This is a genomic window from Methylocaldum marinum (genome assembly GCF_003584645.1).
Taxonomy (GTDB): domain Bacteria; phylum Pseudomonadota; class Gammaproteobacteria; order Methylococcales; family Methylococcaceae; genus Methylocaldum; species Methylocaldum marinum.
The window spans coordinates 2,422,672-2,441,568 of record NZ_AP017928.1; the positions used below are offsets into that span (position 1 = coordinate 2,422,672).

At 62.5% G+C, this 18,897-nt stretch carries 17 protein-coding genes; 13 read left to right on the plus strand and 4 right to left on the minus strand.

The genetic code is table 11. From position 1 onward, the window contains the following. Positions 1–161: 161 nt before the first annotated feature. The 6 genes from sS8_RS10495 (at position 162) to sS8_RS10520 (ending at position 7,008) form a co-directional block, all read left to right on the plus strand. On the plus strand, positions 162–3,068 hold the full coding sequence (locus sS8_RS10495) for a proline dehydrogenase family protein (protein ID WP_119629603.1): 2,907 nt from the start codon (positions 162–164) through the stop codon (positions 3,066–3,068). 247 nt (positions 3,069–3,315) lie between these two features. Continuing rightward, on the plus strand, positions 3,316–4,332 hold the full coding sequence (locus sS8_RS10500; RefSeq protein WP_119629604.1) for a hypothetical protein: 1,017 nt from the start codon (positions 3,316–3,318) through the stop codon (positions 4,330–4,332). Then, positions 4,329–4,679: a hypothetical protein gene (locus sS8_RS10505; protein WP_145986490.1), complete on the plus strand. Its 351-nt coding sequence runs from the start codon at positions 4,329–4,331 to the stop codon at positions 4,677–4,679. Before sS8_RS10500 ends, sS8_RS10505 begins: the two co-directional genes overlap by 4 nt. Positions 4,680–4,876: 197 nt before the next feature. Next, entirely contained in the window at positions 4,877–5,209 is a 333-nt protein-coding gene (locus sS8_RS10510; protein WP_145986491.1) for a hypothetical protein, read from the plus strand. A gap of 299 nt (positions 5,210–5,508) precedes the next feature. Further along, the gene (locus sS8_RS10515) at positions 5,509–6,474 is read left to right on the plus strand and encodes an IS110 family RNA-guided transposase (RefSeq protein WP_119632714.1); all 966 of its coding nucleotides are present in this window, start codon (positions 5,509–5,511) and stop codon (positions 6,472–6,474) included. Positions 6,475–6,657: 183 nt separating this feature from the next. Continuing rightward, positions 6,658–7,008, plus strand: coding sequence for a hypothetical protein (locus sS8_RS10520; RefSeq protein ID WP_145986492.1), 351 nt, complete (start codon positions 6,658–6,660; stop codon positions 7,006–7,008). A 496-nt stretch (positions 7,009–7,504) separates the two neighbouring features. Here sS8_RS10520 and sS8_RS28075 read toward each other — a convergent pair whose 3' ends face one another. Further along, positions 7,505–7,657, minus strand: coding sequence for a hypothetical protein (locus sS8_RS28075; RefSeq protein ID WP_170161034.1), 153 nt, complete (start codon positions 7,655–7,657; stop codon positions 7,505–7,507). An 87-nt stretch (positions 7,658–7,744) separates the two neighbouring features. Between sS8_RS28075 and sS8_RS10525 the strand changes: the two genes are divergently transcribed. The 4 genes from sS8_RS10525 to sS8_RS10540 all read left to right on the plus strand — a co-directional run bounded on the left by sS8_RS10525 (position 7,745) and on the right by sS8_RS10540 (position 11,352). After that, entirely contained in the window at positions 7,745–8,830 is a 1,086-nt protein-coding gene (locus tag sS8_RS10525) for an inositol-3-phosphate synthase (protein ID WP_119629608.1), read from the plus strand. Between the two features lie 10 nt (positions 8,831–8,840). Then, positions 8,841–9,638: a TIGR04290 family methyltransferase gene (locus sS8_RS10530; protein ID WP_119629609.1), complete on the plus strand. Its 798-nt coding sequence runs from the start codon at positions 8,841–8,843 to the stop codon at positions 9,636–9,638. 215 nt (positions 9,639–9,853) lie between these two features. After that, a complete protein-coding gene (locus sS8_RS10535; RefSeq protein WP_119629610.1) occupies positions 9,854–10,744 on the plus strand; it encodes a glycoside hydrolase 5 family protein in 891 nt (296 codons plus the stop codon). Then, entirely contained in the window at positions 10,741–11,352 is a 612-nt protein-coding gene (locus sS8_RS10540; protein ID WP_119629611.1) for a histidine phosphatase family protein, read from the plus strand. The genes sS8_RS10535 and sS8_RS10540 overlap by 4 nt, the downstream gene beginning before the upstream one ends. A 268-nt stretch (positions 11,353–11,620) precedes the next feature. Here the strand turns inward: sS8_RS10540 and sS8_RS10545 are convergent, their stop codons facing one another. Together sS8_RS10545 and sS8_RS10550 are read right to left on the minus strand one after the other, a co-directional pair. Continuing rightward, complete coding sequence (locus tag sS8_RS10545; RefSeq protein WP_084161956.1) at positions 11,621–12,586, minus strand: IS110 family RNA-guided transposase; 966 nt, start codon at positions 12,584–12,586, stop codon at positions 11,621–11,623. Positions 12,587–12,736: 150 nt separating this feature from the next. Next, positions 12,737–13,153 (minus strand): hypothetical protein, encoded by a 417-nt coding sequence (locus sS8_RS10550; RefSeq protein ID WP_119629612.1) that lies wholly within the window; start codon positions 13,151–13,153, stop codon positions 12,737–12,739. Here sS8_RS10550 and sS8_RS10555 point away from each other — a divergent pair. Further along, the gene (locus sS8_RS10555) at positions 13,152–14,108 is read left to right on the plus strand and encodes an IS110 family RNA-guided transposase (RefSeq protein WP_119628531.1); all 957 of its coding nucleotides are present in this window, start codon (positions 13,152–13,154) and stop codon (positions 14,106–14,108) included. The two genes, sS8_RS10550 and sS8_RS10555, sit on opposite strands and share 2 nt — an antisense overlap. A gap of 102 nt (positions 14,109–14,210) precedes the next feature. Here the strand turns inward: sS8_RS10555 and sS8_RS10560 are convergent, their stop codons facing one another. Next, positions 14,211–15,920 (minus strand): hypothetical protein, encoded by a 1,710-nt coding sequence (locus tag sS8_RS10560; protein WP_145986493.1) that lies wholly within the window; start codon positions 15,918–15,920, stop codon positions 14,211–14,213. 50 nt (positions 15,921–15,970) lie between these two features. On the opposite strand from sS8_RS10560, the gene sS8_RS10565 reads away from it, so the two are divergent. Both sS8_RS10565 and sS8_RS10570 read left to right on the plus strand, forming a co-directional pair. Then, positions 15,971–17,041 carry a polysaccharide pyruvyl transferase family protein gene (locus tag sS8_RS10565; protein ID WP_119629614.1) on the plus strand — a complete coding sequence of 357 codons (1,071 nt, stop codon included), beginning with the start codon at positions 15,971–15,973 and terminating at the stop codon, positions 17,039–17,041. Between the two features lie 111 nt (positions 17,042–17,152). Further along, entirely contained in the window at positions 17,153–18,427 is a 1,275-nt protein-coding gene (locus tag sS8_RS10570; protein ID WP_197716734.1) for a Coenzyme F420 hydrogenase/dehydrogenase, beta subunit C-terminal domain, read from the plus strand. Positions 18,428–18,897 lie beyond the last annotated feature (470 nt).

Below are 18,897 nucleotides of genomic sequence, written 5' to 3' on the forward strand. Positions count from 1 at the left end.
GAACCGGCCTCCAATCTATCACACTCACGGTTCGCCGCTCATGCTCATCCGCCACTTTCCCTTAGAGACGGTTTGCTGCACTCTGTTCTGGGCCGGCCCCCACTGTGGAACCCTGATGCGGGGCGCCGGCCGAATCCTTTGGACGATTTTGAGGTGGGGTCATGAACGACACGGCTTTCGAGCGAGAGCTACGCGAAATCGGCGAAAACCTTTACCGGCTGGCCGGCACGTCGCCGCCCTCTCTGTTCGACCCGCGGGGGCTCCGGGGACGCGTGCTGATGCGGGCGATGCGCGACGAAGGCTTGCGCGCCGCGCTATTCCAGTTCGTCGACGTGCTTCCGGTACTCGAAACCGACCGTGACTTGGCCCGCCACTTCCGGAACTATCTGGCGCCCCACGCCGAACGTCTCCGAGGACTGTGGGGCCGGATGTTCAAACTGGGCGGCCATTCCATGAGCGGTTTCGTGCTGCGCAGCGCCGTATCGCGCCTGGCGCGTCAATTCGTCGTGGAAGAACGGAGCGATCGCCTGAACCGGGCGCTGGACGCCATCTCCCGCATACCGGCGGCGGTCACGGTCGACGCCGTCGGCGAAGCGGCCCTGAGCGAACGGGAATGCGATGTTTATCTGAGCCGATATCTGTCGCTGCTCGATCTGCTGGCGGCGAACGGCTCGCCGATCGGAAACCCGCCCATCCATATCTCCGTCAAACTCTCGGCCCTGACTGCCCATTTCGATCCACTGGACTACGCCGGCGTGCGCCGCCGCGTGTTCGATCGGCTGCAACCTTTGCTGGCAAGACTCCGCGAACTCCGGGCCGGCATGACCGTGGACATGGAACACTACGAACTCAAGTCCCTGACCCTGCGCCTGTTCCGTGACCTGGTGGAGAGCGAGGGACACGACGGCTGGTATCCCGGAATCGCCCTGCAAGCCTATCTCCCGGAAACGGCCGACGATCTTCGCGAGCTCATCGACTGGGCGAAGCGCGCACAACGCCGCGTGTCCGTACGACTCGTCAAGGGGGCCTACTGGGACACGGAGGTCGCCCTGGCCGAACAGCGCAATTGGCCGGTTCCCGTATTTCTCGACAAACCGGCCACCGACGCCCGGTTCGAATCGCTGGTCGATCTCTTGTTCCGGCATACCGATGCGGTCTATCCCGCCGTGGGCAGCCACAATCTTCGGAGTCTCGCCTACGCCATCGCGTCGGCGTCCCGGCAAGGCCTTTCCAAGGCCGACTGGGAAGTCCAGATGCTTTACGGCATGGCCGAACCCTTGCGCCACGCGGTAACCGCATCGGACGTCGCGCTTCGGATTTATCTCCCCACGGGAGAGCTGATACCGGGCATCGCTTATCTGATCCGCCGCCTGATGGAAAACACCGCCAATACCTCCATCCTGCGGCAGACCTATGTCGAAGGCGCCGATTTGGACGATCTGTTGGCCAAGCCGGAGCGGTCCGAACCCCGAACGGAGACGCCGCCTCCCGCTTTCGTCAACGCGCCATTGAAGGATTTCAGCCACGAGCGGGTTCGCGAGGAGTTTCGCCGGTCGCTGGCGGCGGTGCGCAGCAGGCTGGGTGCGACTTACCTCCTTGACATCGCCGGCGTTCCGCCGCAGGGCGCGGAGCTGGAAGCGTCGCGAAATCCGGCCCGGCCATCCGAGATTCTGGGCCAGGTGGCGGTCGCCGACGTCGATCATGCCGAGCGCGCGGTGCGCAACGCCAATCGCGCATTCCCCGGCTGGCGCGACATGCCGGTATCGGCTCGCGTCGCGCTATGCCGGCGGGCGGCGGACATCATGGACGCTCGCCGCGGCGAACTGGCCGCCTGGCAGGTTCTGGAAACGGGAAAGAATTGGCGCGAGGCCGACGCCGACGTGGCGGAAGCCGTCGACTACTTGCGCTATTACCCCTACCGGATGGAACAACTGGACGGTTGGCAGCCCACCCGCTGCTTTCCCGGCGAGCGGAACCATCTTCGCTACGAACCGCGCGGCGTTGCCGTGGTGATTCCGCCTTGGAATTTTCCTCTGGCGATTCTGACCGGCATGACAGCGGCGGCGCTGGTCGCCGGCAATACCGCCATCGTCAAGCCGGCGACGCCGGCCAACCTCGTCGCCCATGGCTTCAAGTCCGTCCTCGACGAGGCCGGCTTTCCGCCCGGCGTGTGCCAACTCCTACCCGGAAACGGCGCCACCGTCGGGCGATACCTGGTCAGGCATCGAGACGTTCATGTCATCGCGTTTACCGGCTCCAAGACGGTGGGTCTGGAGATCCTTCGGGAGGCCCACACGCTCGCGCCCGAGCAGCGGCAAATCAAGCAGGTGGTCTGCGAAATGGGCGGCAAGAACGCGATCATCGTCGACGAAGACGCGGATCTGGACGAAGCGGTCGCGCAAACCCTGTATTCCGCGTTCGGCTATCAGGGCCAGAAATGCTCGGCCTGTTCGCGGCTCATCGCCGTGGGCCGGGTTCACGACCGCCTGGTCAAGCGGCTGGCGGAGGCCCTCGACAGCTACGACTACGGCCCGCCGGAAGATCCGGCATTTCTGTTCGGGCCGATGATCACGCGCGATGCGCAGCAGAAGGCCCGGAGCTATATCGAGATCGGCCGGAGCGAAGGCCGGCTGCATTACCTCGGGCGGGTTCCGGCGGACGGTTTCTATTGTCCGCCCGCCCTATTCACCGGCATCGAACCCCGTCACCGTTTGGCGCGGGAGGAAATTTTCGGCCCCGTGCTGGCGGTGATGCGCGCCCCTACGTTCGAAGCCGCGCTCACGATGGCGCTGGAGTCGGATTACGCGCTCACCGGCGGGGTCTTCTCGCGCCTGCCGGAACATCTCGATCTCGCACGGGACCGTTACCGTGTCGGCAATCTGTATCTCAACCGCCGCACCACCGGCGCCCGGGTCGGCGTGCAGCCCTTCGGCGGCACCCGGCTTTCCGGCACCGGCATACAGGCCGGGGGCCCGGATTATCTCAAGCAGTTCCTGTGGACGCGGGTCGTGAGCGAGAACACGCTGAGGCATGGGTTCGTTCCGGACGAAGGTTGTAGGGCGGGTTAGCGTACTCGCGTAACCCGCCTTTTCGCGGCGTGCGGGGGTTACGGCCTGGCGGCCTAACCCGCCCTACCTAGCCAACCGGTCACGCAATCACGATCGACCGGGCTCGGCAATTTCGGACTCGGGTATTCGGGGAGTAATGGCGGTCCTGGACGCTTGTAGTCTTGTCGCGTATTTCTTCTTTCACCATTGACCTTGGGGGAAATGCGTCTATTCTTTCCGAAATTCGCATCGAGGAGAGCAAGGACACATGGCTGAAACGCGGACCAAACCCCATTTTTCGATCGTCGAGAAGCCCGTCATGGCGGCAGACCACGCCCGCGAGGTCTACCACAACCCGGATTCGGCCAACCTGGCCTGGTTCTTCCAGCTCAACGAGATCACGGAGGACACCTTCCTGAAACCGGGAACCATGCTGGTCGTACCGACCGGTCAGGCCTGCACGGCCGCCGAGGTCCAGCTTGCCGCCAACCTGCGCGACCCTCGGTTCTGGCCGCGCGGCATCCGCGGACCGATCGAGCACCCCGAGATCACCAACCGGCTTTACGAACTGCTGGAATATACGCAGACACTGCAGACGCCCGGCGGGCTCGGGGCTTATGCCTACGCCGGGGAGCGTCAGATCGAAGATATCACCAAGATTCTCAACGAGCTTCAGAAACTCTACCAGGACACCTATTCGGCCTCGGGCAAGTTGAGCGGCGCGGCCTTCCAGCACCGCCGCCGGGAACTGCTGAACCGGCTCGACGGTTCGCTGCGCGGCTGGCTGCGCCGCGGCCTGGTCGGTCCCGACGAACCGCTCATCCGCCGCAGGCTGGGTCTCTCCAGCAAGCGCATCGTTCACCGCTGGCGGCAAGCGGGCTCCGCTGCCGGCGGGATACCGGAACTGCGTCAACGGATCGCCGGGCTGAACCGGGCAGCCGGACAGGCCAAGGCGCTCGGCCATATCGGCATCGCCGTGGATACCGCCTGGTCGGCGGCCGAGATCAAGCGCCACATCGAGGAAAACCGCCCGGACCGGAACCGGCGCATCGCCGGTGAAACCGGGCGATTAGTCGGCAGTGTTGGTGGAGGTGCACTGGGCGGCTCTGCCGCCTACGGGGCCTGCAGCCTTGCCTTCGGTGTACCTACGGGTGGGTCCAGCCTGCTCTGGTGCGCCATTGTTGGCGGCATCGGCAGTTTCGGTGGAGGATATGCGGGCAGCATACTTGGTTCGAAAAGCGGCGAGTCAATCTACGCCGTGACGGAAAGAGTGGCCGGCTGGTGAGCACCGGGGACGTGATTTTTGCGGTAGTTGCCCTGATTTGGGGCGTAAGTGGCCTCGTCATGATCGCTGGCGCCTTCTTTATCGAGTGGGTTCTCATGCCCTGGCATCGCCGCCGGACCGGGCGCGAGCTGATCAAGCCGACCCCACCCTTGCCCGGGGTGGCTGCCTTGACCCTCGGACATTGCTTGGTATCACCTTGGTTCCAGAAAAGAACCGGTCACGTAATCACGATCGACCTGGCGCCGCGCTGGTGGCGCTGGATTGTCCTTGCGACCACCTGGGCCGAATTCGGTTTCGGTGTGAGCTTTGTTGTAGCCGTGCTCCTGAAACCCGATATCTTCTTCTGAAAGAACCTGTTTGTGGACGGCTTCGCCGGCAACCGGATCTGTAGCCCCGTCATCGGGCTTCCCTCGGATGGAACCGGCTTGCCTTGATGCGTCATCGTCGGCGGCATCGGCAGTTTCGGCGGTGGATATGCTGGAGGTATAGGCGTTGCCAAGGGCGGAGAGTTCATCTACGACGTGACGGAAAGGGTGGCCGACTGGTGAGCACCGGGGACGTGATTATTGCGGTAGTAGCCCTGGTTTGTGTACTGAGTTGCCTCGTCATGATCGCTGGCGCCTTCTTTATCGAGTGGGTTCTCATGCCCTGGCATCGCCGCCGGACCGGGCGCGAGCTGATCAAGCCGACCCCGCCCGGGGTCGGGGTGGCGGCCTTGACCCTCGGCCATTGCTTGGTATCACCTTGGTTCCAGAAAAGAACCGGTCACGTGATCACGATCGACCTGGCGCCGCGCTGGTGGCGCTATATTGCCATTGTGACCATCTGGGCCGGATGGGCCTCTCTCCCGACCCTTATCGTACTTTTGTTTCTGTGACCCGATACCCTCTTCTGAAAGACGGTCGGCCGGGCGTGAACGTCGGGAAGGGATTCCCGACCTTGTATTATGAATTCCGTGTGGTTCGGAAGGGGTTGGAGAAGACTCCCGACCGGTCACCACCGGCCTGGAGGGCGCTCCAGGTTTGAGCGACTGGATGCCGTTCCCGCCCTTGGGACACCAAGCCCGTTGCGTAGATCGATGCAGCAGTCGCTCACCCTCATCGAGCGATCGAACAGTATCTTCGGCCCGGCCTGCCGGCAGCCCGCATTCACAAGGTAGATCATTTGAGGTTCATGATGCCCACGTTTTATCTCGGAATTGACGTCGCCAAAGCCAAACTGGACTGCGCGTTACGCCTCCCCAACGGGAAGTTCCGAACCAAAGTCATCGCCAACTCCCAAGACGGGTTCGCCACCCTCGTCACTTGGCTCACCGGCCCAGAGGCACGGAATGTTCACGTGTGTATGGAAGCCACTGGGGTGTATTGGGAAGACGTCGCCCAGTGCTTGGCTACCCAAGGGTTCACTGTCAGCGTCATCAACCCCGCCCCAATCAAAGCCTATGCCGCTTCCCGCTTAACCCGGACCAAAACCGATGCCGTCGATGCGCGCCTCATCGCCGAATTTTGCGCCGAACGCCATCCGCCTCCCTGGCAGGCGAGAAGCGAAGCCGAAATCGCCTTGCGCGCGCTCGTGTTGCGTCTGGATGCGTTGCAAGCCCTGCGGACCCAGGAAAGTAACCGCCTGGAGGTCGCCCGGGACGCGGTGCGCACCAACATTCAAGAACACCTGAATTGGCTCGATCAGCAGATCAAGAGCCTGATCAAAACCATCAATGAGCACATCGCCTCTAACCCCGATCTGAAGGGAAAGCGCGAATTACTCGAGAGCATCCCCGGTATCGGGGAACGCACCATCGCCATTCTGCTCGCCTTCTATGCCGAGCCCAGCCGCTTCGCCAATAGCCGACAAGCCGTCGGCTTCGCCGGGCTCGACCCGCGCCGGCAGGAGTCCGGAACGAGCGTGAAAACCAAGCCGCGGCTGTCCAAAGCCGGCCATGCCTTCTTGCGCAAAGCCCTCTACATGCCGGCCATGGTGATCCTGTATAAGACCGCTTGGGGCCAGCCCTTCAAGAACCGGCTCGCGCTCTCGGGCAAGCCCGCCAAGCTCATCATCGGTGCCATGATGCGCAAGCTCCTCCAGGTCGCTTTCGGCGTCCTCAAGTCCGGAAAACCCTTCGATCCAGCACTCCATGGCACTTGACCCGGATAACAGTATCTACGGGGCGCACGGTTGTAGGTCGGCAATCCCTTGCCGACGAAGGTGCTCGATCAGGCAGTGTGGCGTCGGGGGCATCGGCAGTTTCGGTGGAGGATATGCGGGCAGCATAGTTGGTTCGAAAGGCGGCGAGTTCATCTACGACGTGACGGAAAGGGTGGCCGACTGGTGAGCACCGGGGAAGTGATTTTTGCGGTAGTTGCCCTGATTTGGGGCGCAAGTGGCCTCGTCATGATCGCTGGCGCCTTCTTTATCGAGTGGGTTCTCATGCCCTGGCATCGCCGCCGGACCGGGCGCGAACTGATCAAGCCGACCCTGCCCTTGCCCGGGCAGTCCGCCTTGGCCCTCGGACTTTGCATGACGTGGCCGCGCTTTCATCGAGCGACCGGTCACGTGATCACGATCGACCTGGCACCGCGCTGGTGGCGCTGGATTGTCCTTGCGACCACCTGGGCCGGGTGGGGCTTCGTTGTGAGCTTTGTTGTAGCCGTGCTCCTGAAACCGGATATCCTCTTCTGAAAGAGCCTGTTTGGGAGCGGCTTCGCTGACAACCGGACCTGTAGCCCCGCTCTCGGGCTGCCCTCGAACGGAACCTGTCTGCCTTGATGCGCCATTGCCGGAGGCATCGGCAGCTTCGGTAACGGAGACGGGCTAAATTTCACACCGCCTTTACGGCTATTCGCGCGTGGATACCTTCTTGGGAATCCAGCGGCAAACCGCGGGCCGAGCCGCGTGATGTCGGGAAGGGATTCGCGACCTAATGGGGTAGGTCGGCAATCCCTTGCCGACGAAGACGCTCGGTCGGGGCGTGAACGTCGGGAAAGGATTCCCGACCTACAGGGTGGTATGGTCGTAGGTCGGCAATCCTTTGCCGACGAACCCCTTGGCCCGACGGCTACAGGTGGGTCCAGCCTGCTCTGGCGCGCCATTGCCGGCGGCATCGGCAGCTTCGGTAACGGAGACGGGCTAGAGCATTTTCATACCGACGTTGCGGCTATTCGCGCGTGGATTCCTTCTACGGCAGTCCTTTGCCGACAAAACCGTGGTCGGGCGAACGAGCGTAGCGTAACCCGCCGCCTGCCGCGAACTTCTTGCCAAAAATAATCTCGAAAAAGATATTCCAACCGAGATCTACTTTCCTCCGGCGCTCCCAGTAGGCAATGGGCATTGCGCCTATTTTGGAGAGGAAACCGCGGCCGTGACCGGGCGATTCCTTGGCCGTTCGCGGTCCGCCAGACATGCTCAAGGAGAGAGTATGCATCGCAAGAAGGTACGAACCGCCGTCGTCGGCGTAGGCAATTGCGCATCCTCGCTGGTCCAGGGTGTCGAGTTCTACCGCAAGGCGAAGGACGGCGATGCCGTCCCCGGTCTGATGCACGTCAACCTCGGCGGCTATCACATTTCCGATATCGAGTTTTCCGCCGCCTTCGACGTCAATGTCGGCAAGGTCGGCAAGGACTTGTCCGAGGCCATTTTCGCGGAGCCGAACAACACCTACCGGTTCCGCGAAGTCCCCGAAATCGGCGTCGAAGTCCGCCGCGGCGTCACGCTCGATGGCCTCGGCAAGTATCTCAGGGACGTCATCGAAGAATCGCCCGAACCGCCCGCGGATATCGCCCAGGTCCTCCGCGACACCGAAACCGACGTGCTCGTCTCCTATCTGCCCGTCGGCGCTCAAAAGGCTACCGAATTCTATGCCGAGCAGGCTCTCGAAGCGGGCTGCGGCATGGTCAACTGCATTCCCGTCTTTATCGCGTCCGACCCTCGCTGGCGGAAGCACTTCGAGGAAAGAAGCCTCCCCCTCATCGGCGACGACGTCAAATCGCAGGTGGGCGCTACCATCGTCCACCGGGCGTTGGCGAATCTTTTCCGCGAGCGCGGCGTCCGGCTGGACCGCACCTATCAGCTCAATTTCGGCGGCAATTCCGATTTTCTCAACATGCTCGAACGGGAACGGCTGGAATCGAAGAAGCTCTCCAAGACCCGCGCCGTGACCAGCCAGCTCGACCATGCCCTGTCCGACGCCGAAGCGCACGTCGGCCCCAGCGACTACGTGCCCTGGCTCACCGACCGCAAGTTCTGCTACATCCGGCTGGAAGGCACGACCTTCGGCAATGTGCCGCTGCACGGCGAACTCAAGCTGGAAGTCTGGGATTCGCCCAATTCCGCCGGCGTGGTCATCGACGCGGTGCGCTGCGTCAAGCTGGCGCTCGATCGGGGCATCGGCGGCGCGCTGATCGGACCGGCCGCCTGGTTCATGAAGTCGCCGCCCGAGCAGTTCACCGATGCCGAGGCCCGTGTCCGCACGGAGGCCTTCATACGCGGCAAGGCGCCGCGTTGACGGAGTCGCCATGATCGAACCCACCGAAACGGACGGGACCACCGTCTGGACCCGCGAGCGCATCGAGCGGCGCATCCGCGAGCTGGGCGAATGGTTCCACAATCTCGACCTCGGCGGCATAAGCACCGCCCCGAACCATTTCCTCGGCGATTATCCCGCCGTCAAGTGGCGGCAGTTCGCGGCCGCCCTTCCCGCCGATCTGAGCGGCCGGTCGGTGCTCGACATCGGCTGCAACGCGGGTTTCTACGCCATCGAGATGAAAAAGCGCGGCGCCGAGCGGGTCGTCGGCATCGACTCCGACGAGGCATATCTGGCCCAGGCGCGTTTCGCGGCCGAGGTCAAAGGGCTGGACATCGAATTTCGCCTTCTGTCCGTGTACGACGTTGCCGCTCTCGGTGAAACCTTCGACCTGGTGATCTTCATGGGCGTGTTCTATCACCTGCGCCATCCTTTGCTGGCGCTGGACCTGATCCATCGACACGCCGCCCGCGACCTTTTGCTGTTCCAGTCCATGCAGCGCGGCAGCCCGGAGATCGAGGCGGTGGGACGCGACTACGGCTTCGAGCAATGGGAGGTATTCGACCGTCCCGGTTTTCCCAGGATGCATTTCATCGAGCACCGCTATGCCGGCGACCCCACCAACTGGTGGATTCCCAACCGAGCCTGCACCGAGGCGATGCTGCGCAGCGCCGGCTTCGAGATTCTCGCCCGTCCCGAGCAAGAGGTCTGCGTCTGCCGCAGGACAGAGCTGAACCTGGAAGAGTGGGATCATCGGGCGGTCTATCCCAGCCGCGGCGGGAATCCGTAAGCCGAAGCATCGCGTCGGGAAGGGATTCCCGACCTGCACAATGGCACGGCGGTAGGTCGGCAAGCCTTTGCCGACGAAGCCCTTGGCCGAGCCGCTACAGACTCGTAGCCCGTATGAAACGCAGTGGAATACGGGAATCCCGCGGCTCCGATCATCCCGGATTTCGTTGCACTTCATCCGGGCTACGTCGCTTTAACGGTCTATGAGGAGGAAACATGATCGAAGCAGTGATGCTCTGGAACGAACCCAACAATAAATCCCACTGGGATTTCGAGATCGACCGGGACTGGCGCCTCTTCGCCGAAATGGTGAATCTCGCGGCCGACGCCCTGCGCGCCGAACATCCGCGTCTCCCGATCGTGCTCGGCGGCATCTCGCCCATCGATCCCTCGTTCATGGAACGGATGAAAAGCTTCGGTGTCATTCGGCGCATGGATGCGGTCGCCGTCCACGGTTTTCCGCTGGACTGGAACCATTGGCAGATCCATGAGTGGCCCGAAAAGCTGGAGGAAATTCGCGGCATCGTCGACGACAAGCCGATCTGGATCTCCGAAGTCGGCGTCTCCAGCTTCGGCGCCGAGGAAGTGCAGGAATTCGGCCTTAAGCGAACCGCGGAACTGCTGCTGGGAATGGCGCCGCGAATCCATTGGTACAGCCTGTACGACCTGCCCCGAGCCTGGCCGGCGACGACCCGCCACCGCGAGGCCGAAGGTTCGGCCTATTACCGCCATTTCTACATGGGCCTGCTGCGGGAGGACGGCACGCCCAAACCGGCTTTCCGCCACTTCTGCGAGTACGCGCCGGACATGGGACTGTGCCAGTGGTTCCATTTCGAGGATCACCGGCTCGACGACGCGGTGCGGATCATGAAAGATCTGGGCGTCACCTATCTCCGCACCGGCCTGAGCTGGGCCGACCGATTCCGGCCCGACGCGCTCGCCTGGTTCGATAGACAGATGCGCGCGCTCGAACCCTTCCGGGTCACCGTGACCTACTGCTTCACCCCCGAGCACCGCGGCATCAATCCCCACCACACCAGTCCGCCGCAACGCATGGAGGAATTCGCCGAGTTCTGCGTCGAAATGACCCGGCGCTACGCTCGATGACCACGTTTCTGCTGATCCGTCACGGCGCGCATCGCCTGGGCGGAGACGTCATCGCCGGCAGGACGCCGGGCGTGTATCTCAGCGACCTCGGCTGGGACCAGGTCCGCGCCATGGCCGAACGGGTCGCCCGTCTTTCCGTTTCCGCCCTCTACTCCAGCCCCGCCGAACGCACGCTGGAAACAGCCCGCCATCTGTCCGAACGGCTCGATCTTCCGGTTCGAGTGCTCGAAAGCCTCAACGAAATCGACTTCGGCGACTGGACCGGCAAAAAACTCGAAGAGCTCCGCCGCTCGGACGTTTTCGCCCGATGGAACGCTTTTCGCAGCGGCACGCGCATTCCCGAGGGCGAAGCCATGATCGAAACGCAGACCCGCATCGTCTCGGAAATGCTGCGCCTGCGCGAGGATCATCCGAACGATTGCATCGCCCTGGTGAGCCACGGCGACGTCATCAAAGCCGCCCTCGCCTATTTTGTGGCCGTGCCCTTGGACCTATTCAGCCGCATCGAGATCGGACTGGCCTCGGTCAGCGTCGTCGCCCTGCTCGATCACGGCCCCTGGGTGCTTTGCGTCAACAATACGGGTAGCGAATTGCCCATGCCCTATTAAACTGACAATTCCGTACACCGGATATAATGGTATGAAAACCATCTGTACGGGCACTCGCGAGTAGGTCGGGAATCCTTTCCCAACGTCATGGCCCGGTCGAGCGTCTTCGTCGGCAAGGGATTGCCGACCTACAACCGTGCCACCTTGTAGGTCGGGAATCCTTTCCCGACGTCACCTCCCGACCAAGCGTCTGACAATTCCGTACACCGGATATAATGGTATGAAAACTATCTGTACGGGCACTCGCGAGTAGATACTGTTATCCGGGTCAAGTGCCATGGAGTGCTGGATCGAAGGGTTTTCCGGACTTGAGGACGCCGAAAGCGACCTGGAGGAGCTTGCGCATCATGGCACCGATGATGAGCTTGGCGGGCTTGCCCGAGAGCGCGAGCCGGTTCTTGAAGGGCTGGCCCCAAGCGGTCTTATACAGGATCACCATGGCCGGCATGTAGAGGGCTTTGCGCAAGAAGGCATGGCCGACTTTGGACAGCCGCGGCTTGGTTTTCACGCTCGTTCCGGACTCCTGCCGGCGCGGGTCGAGCCCGGCGAAGGCGACGGCTTGTCGGCTATTGGCGAAGCGGCTGGGCTCGGCATAGAAGGCGAGCAGAATGGCGATGGTGCGTTCCCCGATACCGGGGATGCTCTCGAGTAATTCGCGCTTCCCCTTCAGATCGGGGTTAGAGTCGATGTGCTCATTGATGGTTTTGATCAGGCTCTTGATCTGCTGATCGAGCCAATTCAGGTGTTCTTGAATGTTGGTGCGCACCGCGTCGCGGGCGACCTCCAGGCGGTTACTTTCCTGGGTCCGCAGGGCTTGCAACGCATCCAGACGCAACACGAGCGCGCGCAAGGCGATTTCGGCTTCGCTTCTCGCCTGCCAGGGAGGCGGATGGCGTTCGGCGCAAAATTCGGCGATGAGGCGCGCATCAACGGCATCGGTTTTGGTCCGGGTTAAGCGGGAAGCGGCATAGGCTTTGATTTGGGCGGGGTTGATGACGCTGACAGTGAATCCTTGGGTAGCCAAGCACTGGGCGACGTCTTCCCAATACACCCCAGTGGCTTCCATACACACGTGAACATTCCGTGCCTCTGGGCCGGTGAGCCAAGTGACGAGGGTGGCGAACCCGTCTTGGGAGTTGGCGATGACTTTGGTTCGGAACTTCCCGTTGGGGAGGCGTAACGCGCAGTCCAGTTTGGCTTTGGCGACATCAATTCCGAGATAAAACGTGGGCATCATGAACCTCAAATGATCTACCTTGTGAATGCGGGCTGCCGGCAAGCCGGGCCGAAGATACTGTTCGATCGCTCGATGAGGGTGAGCGACTGCTGCATCGATCGACGCAACGGGCTTGGTGTCCCAAGGGCGGGAACGGCATCCAGTCGCTCAAACCTGGAGCGCCCTCCAGGCCTGGGGTGACCGGTCGGGAGTCTTCTCCAACCCCTTCCGAACCACACGGAATTCATAATACAAGGTCGGGAATCCTTTCCCGACATTCACGCCCCGACCGAACGTCTGTGTCGGCAAAGGATTGCCGACCTTATATCTCGATTCTGCGTTCCACAAGAGGCAGAATCTCCGACTGATCATCGGACCCAGACGCTGGGCAAGACGTTGCCGACCTTGGGCCTGAAGCCCGCGCCGTAGATCGTCCCCCAGCGTCCCTTCCTCGCCATTGAGTTCGAACAGTATCGTAGGGCTGCCTTGGGCAGAACCCTGGATGGATAAGGCTGAACCCGGCAGGAGCGGTTCCGAGCGATCGGCCCCTTCATCGTTCCCGAACGAACCCCAAGGAGACTTCATGACGTTCACCCCCATCGGTATCGACATCGCCAAAGCCAAGTTCGACGCCGCCGCACTCCGCAACGGCAAGTACAAAACCAAGGTCTTCCAGAATACGCCCGAAGGGTTTAAGGCGTTCCTGGCCTGGCTGCAGGCCTTCCCAGCGCCCCACGTGTGTCTGGAGGCCACCGGCCGCTATGGTGAGGGCTTGGCCCTGTTCCTGGTCGACCACGGCCTCGCCGTCAGCGTGGTCAACCCCGCCCAAATCCACGCCTTCGGCAAAGCCGAACTGAGCCGCACCAAGACCGACAAGACCGATGCCAAGCTCATCGCCCGCTTCTGTCATAGCCAAAGACCTCTGCTCTGGCAGCCGCCTCCGCTGGCCGTGCGCCAATTACAAGCGCTGGTCCGTCGGCTCGAGAGCCTCCTCGAGATGCGGCAGATGGAACGCAACCGCCTGGACGGGGCCGACCCCACCGTACGCCCCTCCATCGAAGCCGTGCTCGCCACCCTCGACGCCGAGATCGCCGCGACCCAAACACGCATCCGGGAGCACATCGACCACGATCCGGACCTCCGCCAACGGCGTGACCTGCTCGACACCATTCCCGGCTTGGGCAATGCCACGATCCCGGTGCTGCTGGCCGCCCTGGGCGACGTTCACCGCTTCGAAAACGCGCGCAGTGTCGCCGCCTTTGCCGGCCTCTCGCCCAAAGAGCACCAGTCCGGAAAATGGAAAGGCCACACCCGTCTATCCAAAACCGGCGATGCCTTGCTCCGCAAAGCCCTTTACATGCCGGCCATCGTCGCCCGGCGCCATAACCCACTGATCCGCACCTTCTGCGAGCGCCTTAAAGCCCAAGGCAAGAACGGCAAACTCATCGTGGGCGCCGCCATGCGCAAGCTCCTCGTCCTCGCCTACGGCGTCCTTAAATCCGGTCAACCGTTCAATCCCAATTTTGCGCTTGCATCGTGATTCTGAAGACAGTATCTACGACAGTGCCACCCTGTAGGTCGGGAATCCTTTCCCGACGTTCACGCCCCGACCGAGCGTCTCTGCCGGCAAGGGAGTGCCAACCTACGACTGAGCGAGAATTCGAACCAGTTGCGCCTTGTACGAGTCTCCGGCGCGATGAAGCCGCCGCCGTTCGTTCGGATCGCTCGCCCCGGCGCAGATCGCGCACTGTCCCAGGCGAAACGCCGCATAGGCCGCGCGATAGAAGGCCATCGCCTCCAAAGCCGGCGGCTCTCCGCCCGCGTCGACGAACGCATTCAACAAGGGCCGGGCCGTTTCGTCATCAAGCCGCCATTCCACCATCGTCCCCGCCAGATCCCAAACCAGGGGCTGACGCCCCACCGCCGTGTGGTCCGCCGAATGCCCGGTGCAATCCACCTTGATCAGCCTGCCGTCGGTCCGGCGTATCCATTCCTCGGGCCCCATCCGCCCGTCGCCGCAGGCGGGCACGGGGCGCACGGGAATCGACCGCTTCCAGCGCAGGGTGCGCTCCGCCGCGGCCTCGCCGAGGCTTTCCCGCGTATTCCAGTACAGCATCTCGCGCAGGCGCTCCAGCGCTGTGTGTTGTTCGGAAATCGCCAGCACCGAATCGGCGGCATCGAGGATGTAGCGCCCGACGTGGTCCAATACCGCCGCGTCACGGCATTGCGGCGATAGCGGTTTTCCGTCGATCCAGGGCCTGGCGACGAAACCGTGGGCGGAGTCCAGCGGAGCCCCCGTCCAGCCGCGCTTCGCCAGCCATGCCATGCGATCGCGGGCGGCCTCGGCTCCGCCGGTCAGACCCTCGAACTTCCACAGCACGGAGAAACCGTCACGCCGCACCACCCGGTATTTGGTCCGTTCGAACGCCGCGAATGCCGCCGGCCACTCGTCTTCGCTCGCATAGACGGCGCGACGCCACATTCCGCCGCTCAGACTATCCACCCGAACGAACGGGCCGCTGCGACAGGCCAGCTCTTCCGTTAGCGATCGGCCGTTCCAGGTCATTTCGTTCAAACCAACGACGTAACGCGGCGTGTCGGCCCACCATCGCCGCACGTCCTCGTTTCCGGCGTGTCCGGGTCCGCTGGGGTGTCCCGGAAAAAAGAAGATTTTGGATCGGTCGATACCGGCTTCGACCAGCGCTTGCGCCGCGGCCGCCATCGACGAACCGGACAGTCCCGGTCCTTCGTCCGCCACCAGTCCGAAAACCGCTCCCCGAACGGCCCCGCTCGGGAGTTCCGCACGTCGGACATAGGGATGCCCCGTGGGCCGAACCGTGAGCCGTCGCACGCTCCAGCCGGCCTTGACCAGCACCCGCGCCACCACAGCCGAAAGACCGGTGCCTATGCTGCGAATGCCGACCACCGCCGCGCGCTTCGAACCCGAATCCGCATGATCGCGAATCCATCGTCTCGCGGCTTCGGCGTATTGCTCCGGGTAGAGCGCGTAGAACGCGAATCCTTCCGGCACTTTGACGCGCACCGTCAGATCCGGCGGTAGTTCAATCTCGGCGAGCGCTTTTTGAAATGGCCCGAGATCGGCGTGACCGAGAAACGCATCGGCGGCGAGATCGGTGACCGTCATGATACGCTGCACGAGTGGATCGTTTCCCAACCGGTCGGCCAGGGCCAGCTCCAGTTGTCCGGCTTCGATCAGTAGCCTGCGGCGGGCGTCCCATTCTTTGCCGCCAGCCCGTTCGGCCCACTCCCGAACCCGGGTGAGTGCGGTTGTGGCCGGTTCTTCGAAGCTTGGATCACCGTAGACCAACATATTTCTAAGACCGATACGCACGGTGTTAGTCTCGTGCCATCTAATCGTTAAGAGCGAATAGCCGAAATCGAATGGAAAAGCCTGCTTCCGGGACGGGCGTCCTGACCTTTCACCGCTGCATCAATTACGGCAGCTACTGGCAAGCCCGTTGCTTAGTGGAGGGACTTCGTTCGCGCGGGTACCCGGCCGTAATCGTCGATCACGATTCCTGGCGGATCAGACTCGCCGAATGGATGTGTGCGCTGCGCCCGGTCCTGCCCACGCCGGTCCCGGGCACGGATTACCCGCTCTACGCCCTGAAATTGGCCAAGTTCGTACGTACCATCGCCTCCTTCCAGCGCTCCCCGCGCTTCGATCTCGACCATCCGAAGGTCCTCGACCGGTTCGAACGGGTTGTGGTCGGAAGCGACGAGGTCTGGAATCTGGCCCATCCCTGGTATGGTGGATGCCCTTTGTTCTTCGGGGTCGGCATCCGGGCGCGGCTGGTTGCCTATGCGGCCAGTTTCGGAAACTACAATGCCTCGAACGGACTTGATCCGATCTGGGCGGACCGACTGCGCGCGTTCGACGCCATATCGGTTCGCGACCAGAACTCCCGCGACATCATCAAGAACGCTCTCGGCTTCGAGCCCGAACTGGTGCTCGATCCCTGTCTTCAGTTCATGCCGAAGCCGGACGGAGGCTGGCGCGGGCCGGTTCGGCCTTTCGTTGCGGTCTACGGGCACAATTTTTCCGAAGCGTTCGGCCGTGCGGTCAGGCGCTGGGCCGAATCCCGCGGCTATCTGCTGCTCAGCCTGGGTTACCGGAACGACTGGGCGAACCGCCAGTGGATCACCGCCGGGCCCCATGATTTCGCCCATGCCATGGCGCGTGCGGCCGCCGTGGCGACCAATTTCTTCCACGGCTGCGCATTTGCGCTCCGCTACCGCAAACCATTCGTCTGCGAAACCTCCCCTTATCGGGCCACCAAGATTCAAAACCTGATGGCCTGGGTCAACGGCCAAAAACACCTGGTCCCGCCGACGGCGCCGCCCGCCGCGTACGACGCTTGCCTGAGCGAGGCTCTGGATCCGAACCTACTCGACCGAATCGAGCTACTCCGCCGAAAGTCGGATGTCTATCTCGATCTGGCGCTGGGCTGAACGATGCCGATGCAGATACATCCCCTTTTTAGTCCGCAAGACATCGTACGCTCGAATCTATGCATCGGCTGCGGCAGTTGTACGGTCCGGGCAAACGACACGCGTTCGCGGATGAAACTCGATCGTTACGGCCAATATAAGCCCACGGGCCCTGCCGGCTGGATGCGCCGCAAATCTCGGGAATTCGCCCGAACCTGCCCCTTTTCGCCTTCCGCGAAAAACGAAGACGCGTTGGCCGAGGCGCTGTTTCCCGACGCCGACCGGCACGATTCGAGGTTGGGGCGATATCGGAGCGCCTACGTCGGTTACGCAGCCGACGAAGGTTTTCGAGACCACGGAAGCTCGGGAGGCCTGACCAGCTGGGTTTTGGCGGAACTGCTGGGCACCGGCCGGATCGACGGCGCGGCGCATGTCGTGGCCACGGACCCACGGCACGACGGACTATTCTTCCGTTATCGGATCTCGCGCACCCAAGACGAAATCCGGGCCGGCGCGAAGTCGCGCTATTATCCGGTGGAATTATCGGAAGTGCTCGGAATCATCCACGCAAATCCGGGACGCTATGCCGTGGTCGGAATCCCCTGCTTCATCAAGGCAATACAACTCCTCCGCCGCGACAGCCCCATACTTCGCGAACGCATTCGGTTCACCCTGGGGCTTTTCTGCGGCCACATGAAAAGTGCTCGTTTCGCGGAGAGCTTGGCCTGGCAAATGGGTGTTCCGCCGGAGGACGTCCAAGGTGTCGAATTCCGCCGCAAAGATCCCGATCGTCCGGCGAACTGGTATACCGCTCAATTGACGCTCAGAGACGGGCAAGTGGCGCAGAAGGACTGGTGGCATCTGGCGGACGGCGACTGGGGCGCCGGCTTCTTTCAGAATCCGGCCTGCAATTTCTGTGACGATGTGGTCGCGGAAACCGCGGATATCGGGTTCGGCGACGCCTGGGTGGAACCTTATTCGTCCGACGGCCGCGGCACGAACGTCGTCATTGTCCGCTCGCCGGAAATGGAACGGCTCGTGAAGACCGGAATCGAACAAGGCCGGCTGCACCTGAAACCGGTCGACGCCCGGTTCGTCGAACAGACCCAGGCCGCGGGTTTTCGCCAGCGCCGAGAGGGTCTCGCTTATCGGCTGAGCTGGCGGCGTCCCGGCGTGAAGCCGCGAAAACGTGTACAGCCGGACTCCCGCGGCTTATCCACCCGGCGCAAGTTGATTTACCGCTCGCGCGCCCTGATCACGGCGTGTAGCCATCGGGTATTCCGGTTCGCTCGTTTGATACGCAGGCCGGGGCTCTATATCCGCTGGGCACGTCTGGCATTGACGATCTATCACGGTTTGGCTTATTCACGGGGCAGGCTCGGAGCGATGATCGACCGATGGGAATGACATTAGCCCCGGGCTGCCGGACCAAGTGAACGGGTCGGCAAAGGATTGGCGATCCACAACCGTGCCACCGTAGGTCGCGCATCCCTTCGCGACCTTACGCCCCTCGGCCCGTGAGTTGCGTCTCGATTTCCAAGACGGCATCAACGATCGATTGGAACGACAGCTTGATTTGAAGGGCTAGGGTTGCCCGAACCAAGGTAAATCCCTCAGCCACAATAGGGATATAACTCAATATCGGTCGAATGAAATCAGTACGATCTCGCGAATTCTGTAGTTCTTGTACGGTTGCATTATATGGCATGGCTTGTGCTTATCACCACCCGTGACTTTCGGTCTGTAAGTAGAGCCGTCGGAGGAATGATGGTCGGTAAGTCAATGCTCTAGGCGGTACCTTGACCGTAAAGGACACTTCGGCAAGTGCACTTGCCAAAACTAGCGGTCGCGCATCTACCCGGCGCCTTCACCGCGAT